The 17,157-nt window shown below is 26.3% G+C and carries 21 protein-coding genes; 8 read left to right on the plus strand and 13 right to left on the minus strand.

Annotated elements, in window-relative coordinates; genetic code table 11:
• From ALANTH_RS08410 to ALANTH_RS08420, 3 genes are all read left to right on the plus strand, one after another.
• Positions 1 to 954: a sterol desaturase family protein gene (locus ALANTH_RS08410; protein ID WP_034236932.1), complete on the plus strand. Its 954-nt coding sequence runs from the start codon at positions 1 to 3 to the stop codon at positions 952 to 954.
• Entirely contained in the window at positions 902 to 2,029 is a 1,128-nt protein-coding gene (locus ALANTH_RS08415) for a cytochrome-c peroxidase (RefSeq protein ID WP_026808120.1), read from the plus strand. Before ALANTH_RS08410 ends, ALANTH_RS08415 begins: the two co-directional genes overlap by 53 nt.
• A 112-nt stretch (positions 2,030 to 2,141) precedes the next feature.
• Positions 2,142 to 3,035, plus strand: coding sequence for an AEC family transporter (locus tag ALANTH_RS08420; protein ID WP_026808121.1), 894 nt, complete (start codon positions 2,142 to 2,144; stop codon positions 3,033 to 3,035).
• A 2-nt stretch (positions 3,036 to 3,037) separates the two neighbouring features.
• On the opposite strand, the gene fmt is transcribed toward ALANTH_RS08420, so the two are convergent.
• The 6 genes from fmt to dnaG all read right to left on the minus strand — a co-directional run bounded on the left by fmt (position 3,038) and on the right by dnaG (position 8,283).
• Positions 3,038 to 3,958, minus strand: coding sequence for a methionyl-tRNA formyltransferase (fmt, locus tag ALANTH_RS08425; protein ID WP_026808122.1), 921 nt, complete (start codon positions 3,956 to 3,958; stop codon positions 3,038 to 3,040).
• 2 nt (positions 3,959 to 3,960) lie between these two features.
• Entirely contained in the window at positions 3,961 to 4,725 is a 765-nt protein-coding gene (proB, locus tag ALANTH_RS08430) for a glutamate 5-kinase (protein WP_026804781.1), read from the minus strand.
• Positions 4,726 to 5,811 (minus strand): GTPase ObgE, encoded by a 1,086-nt coding sequence (gene obgE / locus ALANTH_RS08435; RefSeq protein ID WP_026808123.1) that lies wholly within the window; start codon positions 5,809 to 5,811, stop codon positions 4,726 to 4,728. It abuts the gene before it with no gap.
• A gap of 126 nt (positions 5,812 to 5,937) precedes the next feature.
• Entirely contained in the window at positions 5,938 to 6,195 is a 258-nt protein-coding gene (rpmA, locus tag ALANTH_RS08440; RefSeq protein WP_026808124.1) for a 50S ribosomal protein L27, read from the minus strand.
• A 26-nt stretch (positions 6,196 to 6,221) separates the two neighbouring features.
• Complete coding sequence (rplU, locus tag ALANTH_RS08445; RefSeq protein WP_026804784.1) at positions 6,222 to 6,539, minus strand: 50S ribosomal protein L21; 318 nt, start codon at positions 6,537 to 6,539, stop codon at positions 6,222 to 6,224.
• Positions 6,540 to 6,648: 109 nt separating this feature from the next.
• Complete coding sequence (gene dnaG / locus ALANTH_RS08450) at positions 6,649 to 8,283, minus strand: DNA primase (RefSeq protein WP_026808125.1); 1,635 nt, start codon at positions 8,281 to 8,283, stop codon at positions 6,649 to 6,651.
• An 81-nt stretch (positions 8,284 to 8,364) separates the two neighbouring features.
• Between dnaG and ALANTH_RS08455 the strand changes: the two genes are divergently transcribed.
• From ALANTH_RS08455 to aroC, 3 genes are read left to right on the plus strand one after another with little or no spacing between them, the layout of a single operon-like run.
• Complete coding sequence (locus ALANTH_RS08455; protein ID WP_026808126.1) at positions 8,365 to 9,414, plus strand: tetratricopeptide repeat protein; 1,050 nt, start codon at positions 8,365 to 8,367, stop codon at positions 9,412 to 9,414.
• Between the two features lie 51 nt (positions 9,415 to 9,465).
• A complete protein-coding gene (gene rnc, locus ALANTH_RS08460; RefSeq protein ID WP_026804787.1) occupies positions 9,466 to 10,146 on the plus strand; it encodes a ribonuclease III in 681 nt (226 codons plus the stop codon).
• The gene (gene aroC / locus ALANTH_RS08465) at positions 10,143 to 11,219 is read left to right on the plus strand and encodes a chorismate synthase (RefSeq protein WP_026808127.1); all 1,077 of its coding nucleotides are present in this window, start codon (positions 10,143 to 10,145) and stop codon (positions 11,217 to 11,219) included. The genes rnc and aroC overlap by 4 nt, the downstream gene beginning before the upstream one ends.
• 9 nt (positions 11,220 to 11,228) lie before the next feature.
• Here the strand turns inward: aroC and ppk2 are convergent, their stop codons facing one another.
• Both ppk2 and ALANTH_RS08475 read right to left on the minus strand, forming a co-directional pair.
• Positions 11,229 to 12,134, minus strand: coding sequence for a polyphosphate kinase 2 (gene ppk2, locus ALANTH_RS08470; protein WP_026804789.1), 906 nt, complete (start codon positions 12,132 to 12,134; stop codon positions 11,229 to 11,231).
• A 64-nt stretch (positions 12,135 to 12,198) separates the two neighbouring features.
• Positions 12,199 to 12,513 carry an MTH1187 family thiamine-binding protein gene (locus ALANTH_RS08475; RefSeq protein WP_026804790.1) on the minus strand — a complete coding sequence of 105 codons (315 nt, stop codon included), beginning with the start codon at positions 12,511 to 12,513 and terminating at the stop codon, positions 12,199 to 12,201.
• 58 nt (positions 12,514 to 12,571) lie between these two features.
• Between ALANTH_RS08475 and ALANTH_RS08480 the strand changes: the two genes are divergently transcribed.
• Entirely contained in the window at positions 12,572 to 12,910 is a 339-nt protein-coding gene (locus ALANTH_RS08480; protein WP_026804791.1) for a hypothetical protein, read from the plus strand.
• On the opposite strand, the gene msrA is transcribed toward ALANTH_RS08480, so the two are convergent.
• The 3 genes from msrA to ALANTH_RS08495 form a co-directional block, all read right to left on the minus strand.
• Positions 12,907 to 13,392: a peptide-methionine (S)-S-oxide reductase MsrA gene (gene msrA / locus ALANTH_RS08485; RefSeq protein WP_026804792.1), complete on the minus strand. Its 486-nt coding sequence runs from the start codon at positions 13,390 to 13,392 to the stop codon at positions 12,907 to 12,909. The two genes, ALANTH_RS08480 and msrA, sit on opposite strands and share 4 nt — an antisense overlap.
• 3 nt (positions 13,393 to 13,395) lie before the next feature.
• On the minus strand, positions 13,396 to 14,235 hold the full coding sequence (locus ALANTH_RS08490) for an SEL1-like repeat protein (RefSeq protein ID WP_051583687.1): 840 nt from the start codon (positions 14,233 to 14,235) through the stop codon (positions 13,396 to 13,398).
• A 235-nt stretch (positions 14,236 to 14,470) separates the two neighbouring features.
• Positions 14,471 to 14,830: a methionine-R-sulfoxide reductase gene (locus tag ALANTH_RS08495; RefSeq protein ID WP_026804793.1), complete on the minus strand. Its 360-nt coding sequence runs from the start codon at positions 14,828 to 14,830 to the stop codon at positions 14,471 to 14,473.
• A 64-nt stretch (positions 14,831 to 14,894) separates the two neighbouring features.
• On the opposite strand from ALANTH_RS08495, the gene ALANTH_RS08500 reads away from it, so the two are divergent.
• Positions 14,895 to 15,236 (plus strand): DsrE family protein, encoded by a 342-nt coding sequence (locus ALANTH_RS08500; protein ID WP_026804794.1) that lies wholly within the window; start codon positions 14,895 to 14,897, stop codon positions 15,234 to 15,236.
• Here ALANTH_RS08500 and ALANTH_RS08505 read toward each other — a convergent pair.
• Both ALANTH_RS08505 and bioA read right to left on the minus strand, forming a co-directional pair.
• Complete coding sequence (locus ALANTH_RS08505; RefSeq protein ID WP_026804795.1) at positions 15,229 to 15,888, minus strand: NUDIX hydrolase; 660 nt, start codon at positions 15,886 to 15,888, stop codon at positions 15,229 to 15,231. The genes ALANTH_RS08500 and ALANTH_RS08505 overlap by 8 nt on opposite strands.
• The gene (bioA, locus tag ALANTH_RS08510) at positions 15,875 to 17,155 is read right to left on the minus strand and encodes an adenosylmethionine--8-amino-7-oxononanoate transaminase (protein WP_026808128.1); all 1,281 of its coding nucleotides are present in this window, start codon (positions 17,153 to 17,155) and stop codon (positions 15,875 to 15,877) included. The genes ALANTH_RS08505 and bioA overlap by 14 nt, the downstream gene beginning before the upstream one ends.
• Between the last annotated feature and the right edge of the window lie 2 nt (positions 17,156 to 17,157).

The following is a 17,157-nucleotide window of genomic DNA, read 5'->3' on the forward strand; positions in this document are numbered from 1 at the left end:
TTGGAATATTTTGCATTAGATTTTGTATTAAATCCTAGTAAAAGAGTATTTTGGTTATATATTTTAAGTTCAATTTTTTTAGCAATATTATATTTTTACTACTCAAAAAAGAGTAGTAAATTAATATTATCATCAAAATTATGGTTACATCCTAGTGCAAAATTAGACTATTATTACTTTATTTTAGCAAATATTGTAAATTTAGTTATTATAGTTCCTCTGTTATTTAGTGCAAAAAGTATTGCCATAAGTACAAATAAGTTTTTATATTATAATTTTGGATATTTTGAAAATACAATATTTTCATATTCACAAATCATTCTTTTATATACAATATCTATTTTTGTTTTTAGTGATTTTACAAGATACTGGTTACACAGGTTTTTACATACTATTCCTATTTTATGGGAATTTCATAAAATACATCATAGTGCAAAGGTCTTAACACCAATAACTTTTTATAGAGTTCATCCAATAGAAAACTTACTATTTGGAATTAGATATTCCTTAAGTATTGGATTTATAACTGGAATTTTTATATATTTATTTGGTGCAAAAATTGATATTTATATGGTTTTTGGTGTAAATATATTTATATTTATATTTTCAGCTTTTGGATCAAATTTAAGACACTCACATGTTCCATTTGCATATTTTACATTTATAGAAAAATGGCTTTTATCTCCAAAACAGCACCAAATTCACCATGATAAAAAGCATTTTGATAAAAACTATGGTGGATATATAGCTATTTGGGATAGAATATTTGGAACTTTAACATTATCAAAAGATGTAAAAATTTTAAAATTTGGAATAAGAAAAAATCAAATGAGTGAATATTTAACTATCAAAGATTTATATCTTCGTCCATTTATAAATTTAATAAAAAAAGGGAAATTTTATGAAAAGCTTAAAAATACTTTTACCTCTAAGTTTAATATTTACAAATCTTAGTGCTGTAAATTTAACACAAGAAGATTTAGGAAGAACTCTATTTTTCGATACAAATTTATCAAAAAATAGAACTCAAAGTTGTGCTACGTGTCATAATCCTGAATATGCTTTTACAGATGATAGGGATAATGGCATCTCTAAAATGGCTTCACTAGGTGATGATGGAAAATCTTTAGGAGATAGACAAGCACCAACTGCTATGTATGCAAAATTTTCTCCAAAATTTCATTTCAATGAAAAAAAAGGATTTTATACAGGTGGACAATTTTGGGATGGAAGAGAAACTGATTTAGAAGGACAAGCAGGTGGTCCACCTTTAAATCCTATTGAAATGGGAATGTCAAGTAAAAAAGAAGTTGTTGATAGATTAAAAGAGAATAGTCTTTATATAGATACATTTAAAAACTTATTTGGAGAAGAAATATTTAACGATGATGAGAAAGCTTACGAAGCTATGACAAAAGCAATTGCTACTTATGAAAGGACAGATGAGTTTTCACCTTTTGACTCAAAATATGATAGATATTTAAAGGGTGAATATGATTTAACTCCTCTTGAAGATCTAGGGAAATCTATATTCTTTTCAAATAACAATAATTCTTGTTCAAACTGTCATATTCTAAAAGGTGAAGATAAAGAAGGAGAAACATTTACAAACTATGAATATCATAATATTGGAACACCTATAAATCATGAATTAAGAGATAAAAATGGTGTAACTGCAATAGATAATGGACTTCTATCACACCCACAAATTGATGATATAAATCAAAAAGGGAAACATAAAACTCCTACTTTAAGAAATGTTGCAGTAACAGCTCCATATATGCATAATGGTGTTTTTAAAGATTTAAAAACTGTTGTTGAATTTTATGATAAATACAACAATAAAGATAGAAAAATAAACCCTGAAACTGGAAAGGAATGGGATGAACCTGAAGTAAATGACACTATATCTTTAAAAGAATTAAAAGCTATAAAATTAACTGATAGAAAGGTGGAAGCTCTAGTTGCCTTTATGAAACTTTTAACAGATAAAAAATATGAACATCTTTTAGAAAATGAAAAGAAATAAAATATATATTTCTTAGTAAATACTTATATCTAACTCTAACAATTAAAAACAAGCTCTGGCTAAGATTATATTAATTATAATCTTAGCTTTATTCCATAAAAGGCTTAAGTATATGTTAGACCCAGTTTTACCAATAGCAATATTTTTATTAATTGGTTATTTATTCAAAATAGTTTTTCAAGATAATTCAAAACAACTTGTAGATTTTATTATATATTTTTCATTACCAGCAATAGTATTTTCAAAGATTTATCCATTAACTATAGATTCTAGAATTTTAGCATTAATTATTATGTTTATAGGAATTATTTTATTTAATCTTTTACTATCATTTTTAGTAGGAAAATTATTAAAATTAAACCGATTACATCTTGCAACTTTTATGATTATGGCAACTTTTGGAAATACATCTTTTATAGGACTTTCATATATTGATGCATTTTATGGACAAGATTTTATAGTTTATGGTTTAATTTATGATATTTTTTGTTCATTCTTACTTTTAGTATCTGTTGGAGTATTTATAATAACTTGGGGAAGTGGAAGAAGAAATTCTGTTATAGATATATCAAAATCAATATTTTTATTTCCACCAATGATAATGTTTTTTTTAACAATGTTTGCAAAAAACTTTGAAATTCCAAAATTTTTAATATATACAGCAGATAATTTAGGTTCAACATTAGTTCCTATTGCAATGATTGCAATAGGAATGAAATTAGAGCTAAAATACATATTCTCAAAATTACATATTGTAACTACAGCAGTAATTTTAAAAATGGTAATTGTACCAATCATAGTACTTTTTACTTTTGAATATTTTTACACAATTGATGTAACTTGGGTAAAAGTTACAATTATAGAAGTTGCAATGCCTCCTATGACAATGGCTGCTGTTTTAGCTATAAAAGGTGGTTTAGATGAGAAAATTGCTATTAATTCTTTAGTATTAGGAGTAATTGCAAGTTTATTCACAATTACTTTCTTTGTACAATATTTAGCGTAGTTTTACGCTAAAATATTACCTATTTCAAGCCTTTGTCCTCTCACAAAATCAACTGCACATATAGCTTTTTTTGAAGGGGCTTGTAAAGTTTTTATTTTTAAACTTCCTTTTTTACAACCAATAACAATAAAATCTTTATCTATTTCCAATATTTTCCCAGATTCATTTTTTGAATTTTCTTCAATAAGTTCAATATCTTTTAACTTTAATTCTGATTCTAAAAAAATACCAGGCCAAAAAGAATATGCTTTATATTTTAGAAATAGTTTTTTTGCATCTAAAAAATCAACTAAACCATCATCTTTTCTTATTTTTTTACAAAAGCTTACTTCAGCTTCATTCTGTTTTATTGGATTTAATTTATTGTAATTATCTAAAGTTGTAATTGTAAGTTTTGCTGCAATATTAGACAATTTTTCAAAAGCTTCAACTACTTCCATTGAAGAAGAAATCTTCAAATATTTAAAAGCTAAAATATCTCCACTATCAAGTCCCTCTTCCATAAACATAGAAGTAACACCTGTATAATAATCATCATTTAAAAGTGCTTCTTGAATAGGACTAGCTCCTCTATATTTTGGCAAAAGAGAAGCATGAAGATTTATACATGGAGCAAGGTTTAAAATATCTTTTGGTAATATTTGTCCATATGCAGCAACTATTATAAAATCAGGATTTAGCTCTTTTATAGCAATATATGCAGCTAAATTGTCTTTTAATTTATTTGGTTGAAAAATTGGAATATCAATAGAATTATCAATACAAAATTGTTTTATATGAGGTGGAGTCAAAAGCTGTTTTCTTCCAACTGGTTTATCAGGTTGAGTAAAAAGTCCTATAACTTCATAAGAGCTATTTATTAACTCTTTAAAAATTGTAGTTGCATAATCTGGTGTTCCCATAAATAATATTCTTTTACTCAAAACTAATCCTTATTTTTAAAAATTGTTCCACTTTTATGATTTTCATCAACTAAAAAATCATATGCATTTGTCAAATCAAATCCACTAGTTAAATACATAGGAATATTTTTCTGCATTAAAAAATCAGCAGCTTTTAATTTAGTAACTATCCCACCAGTTGCAAATTTTGAGTTAGCACTAGGTTTTCTATCTAGTTCTTCTTGTGGAATTTCTGTAACAATTTTTTGAAGTTTTGCATCAGAAAATTCTCTTGGATTTCTATCATAGTATCCATCAATATCAGTTAAGATTGCTAGCATATCAGCTTTAAAATAGTAAGCTACATAAGCAGCCATTTGATCATTATCTCCTATTAAAATTTCAGGAGATAAAATATCATTTTCATTTACAATTGGTAAAATATCATTTTCTAAAAGTGTACTAGCAACTATTTTTAAATTCTTCGAACTTTTTCTTGAATCAAAATCATTTGCAACAAATAACATTTGAGCACAAATAATATTATATTCTTCAAACATCTCTTGATAAGTTTTCATTAATTTTGGCTGTCCAATAGATGCTAAAACTTGTTTATTTAAAATTGTTTTCTCTAATTTTAAAGATGTATATCCAGCTCCAACAGCACCAGAAGAGACTAAAATAACTTCTAATTTTTTATCATTCTTAAGTTTTGATATTAACTTTACAAGATTTTTCATTCTATCATAAGCTAATTCACCATCTTGAGTTAAAACAGCTGTTCCAACTTTTATAACTATTCTTTTCATCTATTTTCCTAACATTCCATAAAGAGCATATTTAAGTGAACTTATATTTGTTTTATTTAGTGATGATATAGGTAAGACAAAATATGGTTTGCTACTATCAAATTTTGAATATACCAAATCTTGTACAAAATATGGTAAATTATTATCAAATTTAAACTCATTTGTATTACTTATTTCTAAGTTTATAGCTTTTAAAAATTCTTCTATATCTTTTATTAAATTTTCTCCATAATAACCATCAATTTTACTTAAAACTATTGAATAAGCCCTTTTAGATAATTCATCAGAGAATTTTACAAGTTCTTCTTTTAAAACATTATATTGTTCAATCATTGTTCTATAATTCGCAACATCAATTACAAATAAAAGAGTCTTTGTTCTTTCAATATGTCTTAAAAATTCTAGTCCTAAACCTTTTCCTTCACTAGCACCATCAATAATTCCAGGAATATCAGCCATAACAAAAGAATGATAATCACCAACGCTTACAACTCCAAGTTTTGGAGTAAGTGTTGTAAACTCATAGTTTGCTATTTCCGGAGTTGCATTTGAAGTAACAGAAATTAAAGTAGATTTTCCAACATTTGGATAACCAACAAGTCCAACATCAGCAATAAGTTTTAATTCAAGCCTAATATTTTTTGTAACACCTGGAAGCCCTGGTTGAAAATAAGTAGGTCTTTGATTTCTTGAGTTCTTAAAGTGAACATTTCCAAGTCCACCTTTCCCACCTTCTAGAAATAAAATTTTTTGACCATTTTCTAATAAATCAAATAATACCTCATCTGTATCATCATCAATTATTTGTGTTCCAGGAGGTACTATTAAAACTAATGGCTCTCCAGATTTTCCAGTTTTTTGTCTTCCAAGTCCTGGTTTCCCTTTATCAGCTTTAAATACTCTTTTACCTTTATAAAAAGATAGTGTATCTGTATTATTATCTACTAAGAAATAAACATCTCCACCTTTTCCACCATCTCCACCATCTGGACCACCTTGAACAATAAACTTCTCTCTTCTAAAAGAAGCACAACCTTGCCCACCTTTTCCAGAACTTACACTAAATCTTGCACTATCTATAAACATACATTTTCCTAAATAAATATTAAAAAACTAAAATATTTTAACTTTTTAATAATTACTACATTTTACAAATAAAAAAAGGGTGATGCAAAAGCATACACCCTTTAATAAACAGTTTAAATTTCAGAATTACAAAGCAGCGTAAACTGAAACTTTTTTTCTATTTTTATCTTTAATTTCAAATTTAACTACACCATCAATTAAAGAGTATATTGTATGATCTTTTCCCATACCTACATTGCTACCTAAATGAACTCTAGTTCCTCTTTGTCTAATGATGATATTACCAGCTTTTACAACTTCACCACCAAATTTTTTAACACCAAGTCTTCTTCCAGCTGAATCTCTATTATTTTGAGTACTTCCCTGACCTTTTTTGTGAGCCATCTTGTTTCTCCTTAATCTATTTTAGCTTATGCAGCTATTTTTGTAATTCTAATTTTTGTGAAGCTTTTTCTAAAACCTCTTTTTAATTTAGAATCTTTTCTTCTTCTTTTTTTGTAAATTACAACTTTTTTTGCTCTATTTACACCTGTTCCATCTAAAACTACAACTGCTTCTACTTTTGCTTTAGCAACTGCATCACCAGTTTTTAATTCACCATTATTTACAGCGATTACATCAGTGATTTCTAATGTTTCTTGTGCAGCTTTACCAGTATAATCAATATCTAAAATATCACCTTCTGATACTTTATACTGTTTTCCACCACATTTGATAATTGCGTACATCTTTTCTTCCTCTAATTTATTCTATAAGCACAAAGTTGGGATACTTTTCATACTATTTGCTATTTTTCGAACGGGAATAATACCTAAGTTTTTATTAAACTTTCTTTAATTAAAGATTAAATTTTATAAGTTTCCCCTGTTTTAACTCATATAAATTATCTTTTATCTTTCTTATTAAGTTAACTTTTTCTTTGAATTCTAAACTATTATCATAGGATAAAGCTAAAAGTTTATTTGAATAAAACTTATGTAAAAGAACAAGTAACTCTTGATTCAATCTATTTTCATCATAACTTTCTAATTTATCATTTAATATTATTCTATTTAATTCATTTGAATTAATATTTTCTAAAAGTATTTTAAACTCATCTTTATGAAATTCAAACATTGAAGCATCTACTTTATCTAAAACGATATCCAATCTTCTTGGATCTTCTAATATAGCTTTTATTATACAAAGTTCAGCAATATCTACTTTTGATAAATTTACTTCATTTACTCTTTTTTTAGAATTTATAGTTTTTACTAAACTCTCTTTTATATTTAATTTTTGTGCAATATATCTTTTGTATTCTTCTTGGTACAATAAGCTAAGAGTAGTTAAATATTCATTTGATTCACTTAAAGCTTTTTGTTTTTCTACTGGATTATTTACATCATAGTTTGAAACTATATAATCAATAGCAAAATTTACAAAAGGTATAGGATTTGAAAATAGTTTTTCAACTTCTTGAATTTGTCTATTTTTTATCATATCAGCTGGATCTTGTCCATCACTAAATATTACAACACCACCATCAAAACTAGTTTGACTAAGCATAAGTGAAGCTTTATAAGCAGCATTTAATCCTGCTTTATCACCATCATAAGCTAAAATAACTTTTGGCTCTCCACGTCTTAAAAGTGGTAAATGTTCCTTTGTTAAAGCTGTTCCTAAAGTTGCAACTGCATTGTTAAAACCAGCTTGATGAAGCATAATAACATCTAAATAACCTTCACAAACAACAATCTCTTTATTCTTATATATTTTATCTTTTGCTAAATGGTAACCATATAAAAGTTTTGATTTATTAAAAAGCTTTGTTTGTGGTGAGTTTACATATTTTGCTCCATGATTTGTTAAAGTTCTTCCACCAAAACCTACAAGTTTTGAGTTTATAGAGTAAATAGGGAACATCAACCTATCTATAAATCTTGAATATAAACCATTATCTCCTTGACTTATTACTCCTACATCAATTGCATCATTTAAATTATAATGATTTGATTTTAAAAAATCTATTGTACTATTTGAATTACTTGCATATCCTATTTCAAATTTTTGAATATATGATTCAAAAACTCCTCTACTTTCTAAATATTCTTTTATATTGGGATTTGATAGAAGTTGTTTTTTATAAAAATTACTAATATCTTCTAAAATTTTATTATCACTTTTTTTAGAAATATTTGTATCATAATCTAAACTAAAATTATACATAGAAGCTAATTTTTCTATACTTTCTGGATAACTAAGTTTTTCATATTCCATAACAAACTTTATACTATCTCCACCTACTCCACAACCAAAACAATGATATATTTGTTTTGCTGGACTTACAACAAAAGAAGGTGTTTCTTCTCCATGGAATGGACAACAAGCTTTAAAATTTGCTCCAGACTTTTTTAATTCAATAAATTGTGAAACTACATCTACAATATCAAGATGATTTTTTAAATTTTCAATTGACTCTTTTTTTATCATTTGACAATTATACACTTTTATTTTTTTATATGTACTTTTATGTTAGGATAAGTCAAAATTATCATTAAAAAAAGGCTTTTTGTGGATAATATAGTTTTAGAGTATCGAGATCCAATTATTGGAGTTATATTAATAGTTTTTTTAGTTTTTTTAATCTCTTTTTTTACTTATTCTTATGGAATTTATAAAGAAAAAAGGGCTAGAAAAGATTATAGAAAACTATCAAAAAGATTTGAACTTGGAAAATTAAAAGAAGATGATTATATAAACTTATATAAAACTTACAATCTTCCTTTTGATTCTATTTTACTTTTTGCTTCTACTTTTTTACATAAAGGTGACTATAATAAAGCAATTTCTGTTTATTTAGCACTACTTGAACATGTAAAAGATAGAGTAAAAAAAGAAGAATTACTTGAACTTTTAGGAACTACTTATTTAAAAGGTGGATTTTTACAAAGAGCAAAAGAAGTATTTTTAAAAGTACTAAAATTTTCACCAAGAAATAAGAATGTACTAAAAAATCTTATGTTAGTTTGTGAAAAATTAAAAGATTATAAAAAAGCCAAAGAGATAACTCAAGCGTTAGAAGAACTAAATGTTGATGTAAAAAATGATAAAATATACTTTGATAGCCTTTTAATAATAAATGATTCTATACTATCTTATGAAAAAAGAACTGAACTTTTATATGAAATCTTTAAAGAAAAGAAAATAATAGAAAGAATTTTTACAACTTTCTTAATTCAATTTAATAAAGAGTTTTTTTATAATCACATATCAGAATTTAATTGTTCTAAAATAATAGATATTTTATGGTATCAATCAAAAAATGATATTGATTTTTTAAAAGTTGATAATAATCAATTTCTAAAAGAAATCCTTAATGCAAAAAATTATATTAATAATCTAGAAGGAAGTAGTGATTTTGAACTAGATATTTTAATTTTAATAAATAAACAAAAAAAAGATATAAATGCCTCATTAAATTTTGAATTTATTTGCACTTCGTGTAAACACTCTCATCCTTTTTTTGAATCTAGATGCCCACATTGTCATACTGTTTTCACTCTACAAGTAAAACATCATTTATGTAAATCTTTTTTTCAATCAAACCAATCTTTACAATAATATGAATAAAATTTGTGTTATACTTATAAAAAATTTTATAAAGGATACAAATTGAGCGACTATTCAAAACTTGAAAAGTGCTTGGATTATCAGTTTAAAAATAAAAATCTGATAATCGAAGCACTTACTCATAAAAGCTTTAAAAAGCCATATAATAATGAAAGACTAGAATTTTTAGGAGATGCTGTTTTAAATTTGATTGTTGGAGAGTATTTATATAAAAAATTTCCAAAATCAAATGAAGGTGAATTATCAAAAATTAGAGCTAGTTTAGTAAATGAAACTGGTTTTACAAAACTTGCAAATGAGATAAAATTAGGTGAATATATATTTATTTCAACAGCGGAAGAAAGAAATAAAGGTAGAACAAAATCATCTATATTATCTGATGCTTTTGAAGCAATTATGGGAGCAATATATTTAGAAAGTGGTTTAGAAGTTTTAAAACCAATCATTCTAAACCTTTTAGAAAACTCTTATGATAAAATTAATCTTGATGTTTTATTTAGTGATTATAAAACTGCATTACAAGAAATAACTCAAGCTAGATTTGCATCAATACCAGAATATATTATAGAAGGTTCTTATGGTCCAGATCATAAAAAAGAGTTTGAAGTTTCTATTTGGATAGATGGAAAGAATTTTGGAAAAGCAAGTGGAAAAAGTAAAAAATTAGCACAACAAGCTGCTGCAAAAATAGCTATTGATAAACTAAGAGAGGATGAGCATTGAATACTTTTGGACATAGATTTAGGTTTACAACTTTTGGAGAATCTCATGGTAAAGCATTAGGTTGTATAGTTGATGGTGTTCCTGCTGGAATAAGAATTGATGAAAATTTTATTCAAGAAGAGATGAATAGAAGAAAACCTGGACAAAATAAATATGCAACTGCTAGAAAAGAAGGTGATGTTGTAGAAATATTAAGTGGAGTTTTTGAAGGTATTTCAACAGGAACAAGTATAGCTATGATAATTTTTAATGAAAATCAAAAAAGTAGTGATTATTCAAATATAAAAGATTTATTTCGTCCAGGTCATGCTGATTTTAGCTATTTTAACAAATATGGAATTAGAGATTACAGAGGTGGAGGAAGAAGCTCTGCTCGTGAAACAGCTGCTAGAGTTGCAGCTGGTGCAATTGCAAAACTACTTTTAAGAGAATTAAATATTGATATAAGAAGTGGAATTTGTGAAATAAATGGTATTAAAGCTTCTTCTTTTAATTTTGAATATGTAAAAGATTCTGAAATTTTTGCTTTAGATGTAACTGTAGAAGAAAATCAAAAAAAGGCTATTCTAGAAGCTAAGAATTCACACAATAGTGTAGGAGGAGTAGCTCTAATAAATGTAAAAAATACTCCAATAGGATTAGGTGAACCAATATATTATAAACTAGATAGTCAAATAGCAAATGCTATGATGAGTATAAATGCTGTTAAAGCAGTTGAAATTGGTGATGGAATCTTAGCCTCAAAAGTTTTAGGATATGACAATAATGACCAAATACTAAAAACTGGATTTAAAACAAATCATAGTGGTGGGATACTTGGTGGTATTTCAAATGGTGATGATATAAATGTAAAAGTATATTTTAAAGCAACTCCATCTATATTTATAGAACAAGATACTATTGATATTCATGGTAATGAAGTATCTTGCAAACTAAAAGGAAGACATGATCCTTGCGTAGCAGTAAGAGGTTCAGTAGTTGCTGAATCTATGATGGCTTTAGTACTAGCTGATATGCTACTCTTAAATTTATCTTCAAAAGTAGAAAATATTAAAAAAGTTTATTCTAAATAAAAAGAGAGCTTATATTAAGCCCTCTTGTATCCCCGCTTTTCTTTTCATATCCATAATTTCTAACTCTTTTTCAGCAGTAATTACAATATCTTTATCAACAGAAAAATCTAATCTTTCATCTCTTCCTTCATAATCAACAGAGTTTAAAATAACTTTAATAGAGTTAAGTCTAGCTAAAAACTTACTATCACTTCTTATTATTGTCCATGGTGATTTTTCAGTATTTGTATATTTTAACATATCATATTTTTTTTGTGTAAATTCTTCCCAACGACTCTGCATTTGTAAATCAATTTCACTTAATTTCCATTGTTTTAGAGGATTTTCTTCTCTTTCAGCAAATCTTCTAGCTTGTTCTTCTTTTGTAACAGATAAATAAATTTTTAAAAATTTAAATCCATGTTCAATTAAGTCTTCTTCAAATATAGGAACACTTCTCATAAATACTTCATATTCTTTTTGAGTACAAAAACCAAAAACTGGTTCAACCATAGCTCGGTTATACCAACTTCTATCAAAAATAACTATCTCTCCTCCAGATGGAAACTGCTCAACATATCTTTGATAATACCATTGTGTTTTTTGTACATCAGAAGGTTTTCCAAGTGCTACAACTCTATAATGTTTTTCATTCATATATCTTGTAATTCTTCGTATTGCTCCACCTTTACCAGAAGCATCTCTTCCTTCCATAAGAATTATCATCTTTTGATTATGTTTTTCAAGATGCTCTTGAAGTTTTATCAACTCAACTTGATATGGTTTTAAAAATTCATCTTTTGTTCTATACATAAATTTTGAGTGCAATTCACTAATAAAACTTCCATTTCCAGACCCTAATTTTTCTCTAAATTCATCAAAACTCATCATTGCTTGATTTATTAAATTTTTATCATAGTATTTATCAAATCCCATTTATTTCCTTTGTAATATATTCATTCTATTATACTAAAATTTGGTTACTTTTTAAATACAAGTACTATTTTGAAACTATTCCTATATGTTTTTCAACAGAGCTTATTTTACTTTCTATTCTATTTTCACCATTTGTTCTTATATCAAAATTGACAACAGCATAAACTCTATCACAACCTAACTTTTCAAGTTTTAAATAACATAAATTTACCAAATCTAGAAGTTCTTTTAAAGTTTCTGCTTCAACAATCGTACACATAGAAGTTAATTGATACTTTAAACCACTATCTTTAATTATATTTAATATTTCACTAACTTCTTTACTTTTGCTTCCAGTAGTATTTGTAGGAAACATTGCTAAACTCATTAAAACTGACATAACTATCCTTTAAATATTGTTTTGATAGTATATATAAATTTCATTAAAAAGGATTAATATGCAATTAGATGTATCTGCAGAAGTTATTCTATCTCAACTTGGTTACTCAATTAATGAATCTTCCTTAAAACAAGCACAAAAGATGATTGAATCTACAAAAAATTTTGATAAGTTTGCAAAACACATTTTAACATTAAATGACCAAATAAAGAAAATGAATGCTTATATCGCATTATCAAATACAACTGATTATTTAAAAATTAAATGTGATGAAAATGATGCAAGAGAAATAATAGAAGATTTTCATGATATGGTTTCAAAATGGTCAAATAAATATAATGTTGAGATAGAGAGAGTTAGTAAAAAACCAACTTACTATATCTTGGGTATAAATTAAAATATTTTTTTTATACTATGACAATAAGGCATTTTATTATGCCTGTCATAGTAATTTTGATGATATTCTTCTGCTTTATAAAAAGTAACCACTGAATATAAATTTGTAGCTACTGTATAGCCTTTTTTCTTCAATTCATTCATTAAATTTTCAGATATTTTTTTCTGATTTTCATCACAATAAAAAATAGCACTTAAATATTGACTTCCTATATCAGGTCCTTGCCCATTTGTTTGGGTAAAATCATGAATTTCAAAGAATAACTTTACTAAAGTTTTATAATCTACAATACTATCATCAAATACAACTTCTACTGTTTCGATATGCCCACTAAATCCACTACAAACTATCTCATAAGTAGGATTTTCTATAAATCCACCCATATATCCAGAAATTACGCTTCTTACTCCATTTACTTTTTGAAAGAAATACTCAACTCCCCAGAAACAACCAGCGGCAAAATATGCTTTAGAAAACTCCATAAATTAATACCCTTGTTGATCTAATATTTTATAATTATAACAACTATCTTGATATCCACTCTTACAAGCTTTTGCAAACCATGCTTTTGCTATTTTCTTATCTTGACTGACACCTTTACCATTTTCATACAAAAGTCCAAGATTATTTTGAGCTTCTACAATGCCTTCATTTGCAGCTTTTTCATATAACTCTTTAGCTTTTTTATAATCTTCTTTTACACCTTGTCCTCTTTCATACATATAACCAATATTATTGTAAGCAGTTGAGAATCCTTGTGCTACTGCTTTTTCATACCATTCAATAGCTTTTTTATAATCTTTGTTTACACCTTGTCCATTTTCATACATATAACCAAGATTAAATTGAGATACTACAAATCCTTGATTTGCTGATTTTTCATACCATTCAATAGCTTTTTTATAATCTTTGTTTATACCCTGTCCTTCTTCATACATCATAGCAAGATAAAATTGAGCTTCTTGAAGTCCTTGATTTGCTGCTTTTTCATAAAATTCTTTAGCTTTTTTATAATCTTTGTTTACACCTTGTCCATTTCCATACATAAGCCCTAGAGTAAATTGAGCATGTTCATATCCTTGATTTGCTGCTTTTTCATACCATTCAATAGCTTTTTTATAATCTTGTTTTACTCCTATACCTTTTTCATACATATAACCAAGATAATTTTGAGAGAGGGCATCTCCTTTTGAAGCTAAATCTTGCCAAATATTAAAAGATATCTTAAAATCACCTTTTTGATAAGCATCTAAGCCATCTTCAAAAGTTTCTCCAAATAATAAAGTAGCAAAAAGTCCTAAGCAAAGTATTAGTTTTTTAAACATTCTTTTCCTTTTATAATTATTTTATCAATCTACCATTTCTTCTATAAAAATTATATATCAATAAGTTCACATAAAACCTTATATTATATTTTATATTCTTTATATTTAAAAAATTTTCTTTTAATAGCTTATAGTCTTAATTAAAAGAACTTAAATTTTATAACTTATTTTCTATTGTTAAATGAATACTCTCAAAAAGCAACCAGTACTAAAATATATTTTAAAATTTATATTTTTATTCTTTAACAAAATTTAAAGATACTGAGTTTACACAATGCCTAACATTTTTTTGAGTAAATTCTTCTCCTTCAAAAATATGTCCTAAATGTCCACCACAAGTAGCACACACTATTTCTGTTCTAATACCATCAATATCAGGTCTTTTTTCTACAGCTTCTGTAATATCATCATCAAAACTTGCCCAACCACAATCTGATTTAAACTTATCATCACTTTTATATAAAGGAGCATCACATTTCTTACAAAAATAGATTCCTTTTTCAAAGAAATCATTATAAACTCCACTATTTGGGTATTCTGTACCCTTTTGTTCTATAACATATTTCTCAATTTCATTTAATTCATTATATTTCATAGCTTTTTTTCCTTTAAAATAGTATGATACTTATTTTAGAAAATTATAACCAAAGGCGTTTTAAATGAAAGAAAATTTACTTATAGTTTGGACAAATGGGGATTTAGATACAGCAAATAAATTTCCACTTCTATATTCAAGTGTAATTTTAGATAGAGAATATTGGAAAAGTGCACATTTAATGCTTTGGGGACCATCAATTTTACTTGTAAAAGATTATAAATATATTCAAGATAAAATAAGACAAATTCAAGAGACTGGTGTAAAGATGAGTGCTTGTGTAGTTTGTGTTGATGACTATGGAGCAAGAGAAGTTTTAGAAAGTTTAAATATTGAAGTATCTCATACTGGTGAGTTTTTAACACAAGCTTTAAAAGATGAAACTTATTCAGTTCTTACTATCTAAATTTTTTTAGAAATTCTTTTATTAAAAATGCAGTAATTCCCCATATTACTTCATTTTTCCATTTATATACCCAAACCTTATAATCTTTATTTCCCCAAGGCTCATGGTATGTTTTTGGTAAACCTAAGCTTTTTGTAGGAAAATATTCTATCTTTTTTCCATTTTCATCTATCTCATATGGAACCACTTGATTTTTTAATGTATATACTTCCGCTTTTGTATTTTCAAAAAATTTTAAAGGGATTAGTAAAACTTTTTCAACTTCATTTTTATCTATTTTCATATTCTTTATAGATTTTTTTCTAATTTTACCAATAAATGGTTCTATTATAACTCCAATGGAAGTAAAGTAACTATCTAATTGACCAAAAATCTCGATATCTTTTTTTTCAATTCCTAGCTCTTCATAAAGTTCTCTATATACTGTATCCTTATAGTTTTTATCTTTTGTACTATCAAAGCCTCCACCAGGAAAACATATATCCCCACCTTGTCTTATATGTTTTGCTCTTTTTTGGAAAAGAAGATGATATTCTCCCTTATATTTTAAAATAGGAATTAATATAGCACTATTAAAAAATCTATCTCTTCCCAAAACATTTGGATACTTTGGAAGTTTTGATTTTAAAGAACTAAGTTTAATCTTTTTCATAATTACTTTCTATATAATTTATCGCTTCTATCATTGTATTTGTTATTTTTAATAAATCTTTTTTCGAAATTGTATATGCAACTATTGAATAAAAAAGCTTACCAAAAGGTCGAAGCCAAACACCATTTTTTACACAAAAATCTTGAAGTTGTGATGAATAAATATCATCTTTTAATTCTATTACTCCAATAGCACCAATATTTCTTACATCTCGTACTATTTTACTATATTTTATTTTCTCAAGTTCATTTTTAAAGACTTTTTCTATTTTTAAAACTCTTTTTTTCCATGAAGAATTTAGAAGTAAATCAATACTAGCATTTGCAACACTACAAGCTAATGGATTTGCCATAAATGTTGGTCCATGCATTAAAACTCCAATATCACTATTTGATATAGTATCACTTATGTTTTTTGTAGTTATCATAGCAGCCATAGTTATATATCCACCAGTTAAACCTTTTCCAACAATTATAATATCAGGCTTTATATTTGTATGCTGAAATGCAAACATTTTTCCTGTATGTCCAAAACCAGTTGCAATTTCATCTAAAATCATTAAAATATCATATTTAGTACAAAGTTCTCTTACTTTTTCTAAATATTTTGGATTATATATTCGCATCCCTCCAGCTCCTTGAACAACTGGCTCTAAAATAAATCCTGCAATCTTTTCATGATTAAGTTCTAATTTTTTTTCTAAATCTTTTAAAGATTCATTAAAATCTGATTCAAAACCTAAATTTGGAGTTTCAATAAAAATATTTTCACTTAAATAATCCCCATATAAGCTATGCATAGAGTTATCTTTATCACAAACACTCATAGCACCTAATGTATCACCATGATAAGCATTTTTTAAAGCTAAGAATTTAAACTTATCTTTACCTTTAGCTTTTTGATATAAAATAGAAGTCTTTAAAGCGACTTCTACTCCTACTGATCCACTATCACATAAAAAAACTGAATTTAAACCAGTTAAATCAACTAATTTTTTAGTCAAAAGTGCAGCTGGTTTATGAGTCAAACCACCAAACATTATATGTGGCATAATTTTAGATTGTTTTTCTAAAGCTTTATTTAATTTCTTATTATTATATCCATGTATTGCACTCCACCATGAACTCATACCATCAACAAGTTTTGTTCCATCTTCTAAATAAATCTTACATTTTTTTGTTTTTTTTACAGCCCAAATAGGGCTTTTAGAAGGTAAAGAGTTATATGGATGCCAAGTATGATGTTTATCTATTTCTAAATAATTCAAAT

It is taken from the genome of Aliarcobacter lanthieri (assembly GCF_013201625.1).
In the GTDB taxonomy this organism is placed as follows: Bacteria; Campylobacterota; Campylobacteria; order Campylobacterales; family Arcobacteraceae; genus Aliarcobacter; species Aliarcobacter lanthieri.

What these genes read in the sequence shown, in the direction of transcription:
- ALANTH_RS08500 (WP_026804794.1), top strand. Translation starts at nt 14,895, where the DNA reads ATGAAAGAAAATTTACTTATAGTTTGGACAAATGGGGATTTAGATACA.
- rpmA (WP_026808124.1), bottom strand. Translation starts at nt 6,195, where the DNA reads ATGGCTCACAAAAAAGGTCAGGGAAGTACTCAAAATAATAGAGATTCA.
- ALANTH_RS08420 (WP_026808121.1), top strand. Translation starts at nt 2,142, where the DNA reads ATGTTAGACCCAGTTTTACCAATAGCAATATTTTTATTAATTGGTTAT.
- ALANTH_RS08505 (WP_026804795.1), bottom strand. Translation starts at nt 15,888, where the DNA reads ATGAAAAAGATTAAACTTAGTTCTTTAAAATCAAAACTTCCAAAGTAT.
- dnaG (WP_026808125.1), bottom strand. Translation starts at nt 8,283, where the DNA reads ATGATAAAAAAAGAGTCAATTGAAAATTTAAAAAATCATCTTGATATT.
- ALANTH_RS08495 (WP_026804793.1), bottom strand. Translation starts at nt 14,830, where the DNA reads ATGAAATATAATGAATTAAATGAAATTGAGAAATATGTTATAGAACAA.
- ALANTH_RS08480 (WP_026804791.1), top strand. Translation starts at nt 12,572, where the DNA reads ATGCAATTAGATGTATCTGCAGAAGTTATTCTATCTCAACTTGGTTAC.
- ppk2 (WP_026804789.1), bottom strand. Translation starts at nt 12,134, where the DNA reads ATGGGATTTGATAAATACTATGATAAAAATTTAATAAATCAAGCAATG.
- rplU (WP_026804784.1), bottom strand. Translation starts at nt 6,539, where the DNA reads ATGTACGCAATTATCAAATGTGGTGGAAAACAGTATAAAGTATCAGAA.
- ALANTH_RS08475 (WP_026804790.1), bottom strand. Translation starts at nt 12,513, where the DNA reads ATGTCAGTTTTAATGAGTTTAGCAATGTTTCCTACAAATACTACTGGA.
- ALANTH_RS08490 (WP_051583687.1), bottom strand. Translation starts at nt 14,235, where the DNA reads ATGTTTAAAAAACTAATACTTTGCTTAGGACTTTTTGCTACTTTATTA.
- msrA (WP_026804792.1), bottom strand. Translation starts at nt 13,392, where the DNA reads ATGGAGTTTTCTAAAGCATATTTTGCCGCTGGTTGTTTCTGGGGAGTT.
- obgE (WP_026808123.1), bottom strand. Translation starts at nt 5,811, where the DNA reads ATGTTTATAGATAGTGCAAGATTTAGTGTAAGTTCTGGAAAAGGTGGG.
- proB (WP_026804781.1), bottom strand. Translation starts at nt 4,725, where the DNA reads ATGAAAAGAATAGTTATAAAAGTTGGAACAGCTGTTTTAACTCAAGAT.
- ALANTH_RS08415 (WP_026808120.1), top strand. Translation starts at nt 902, where the DNA reads ATGAAAAGCTTAAAAATACTTTTACCTCTAAGTTTAATATTTACAAAT.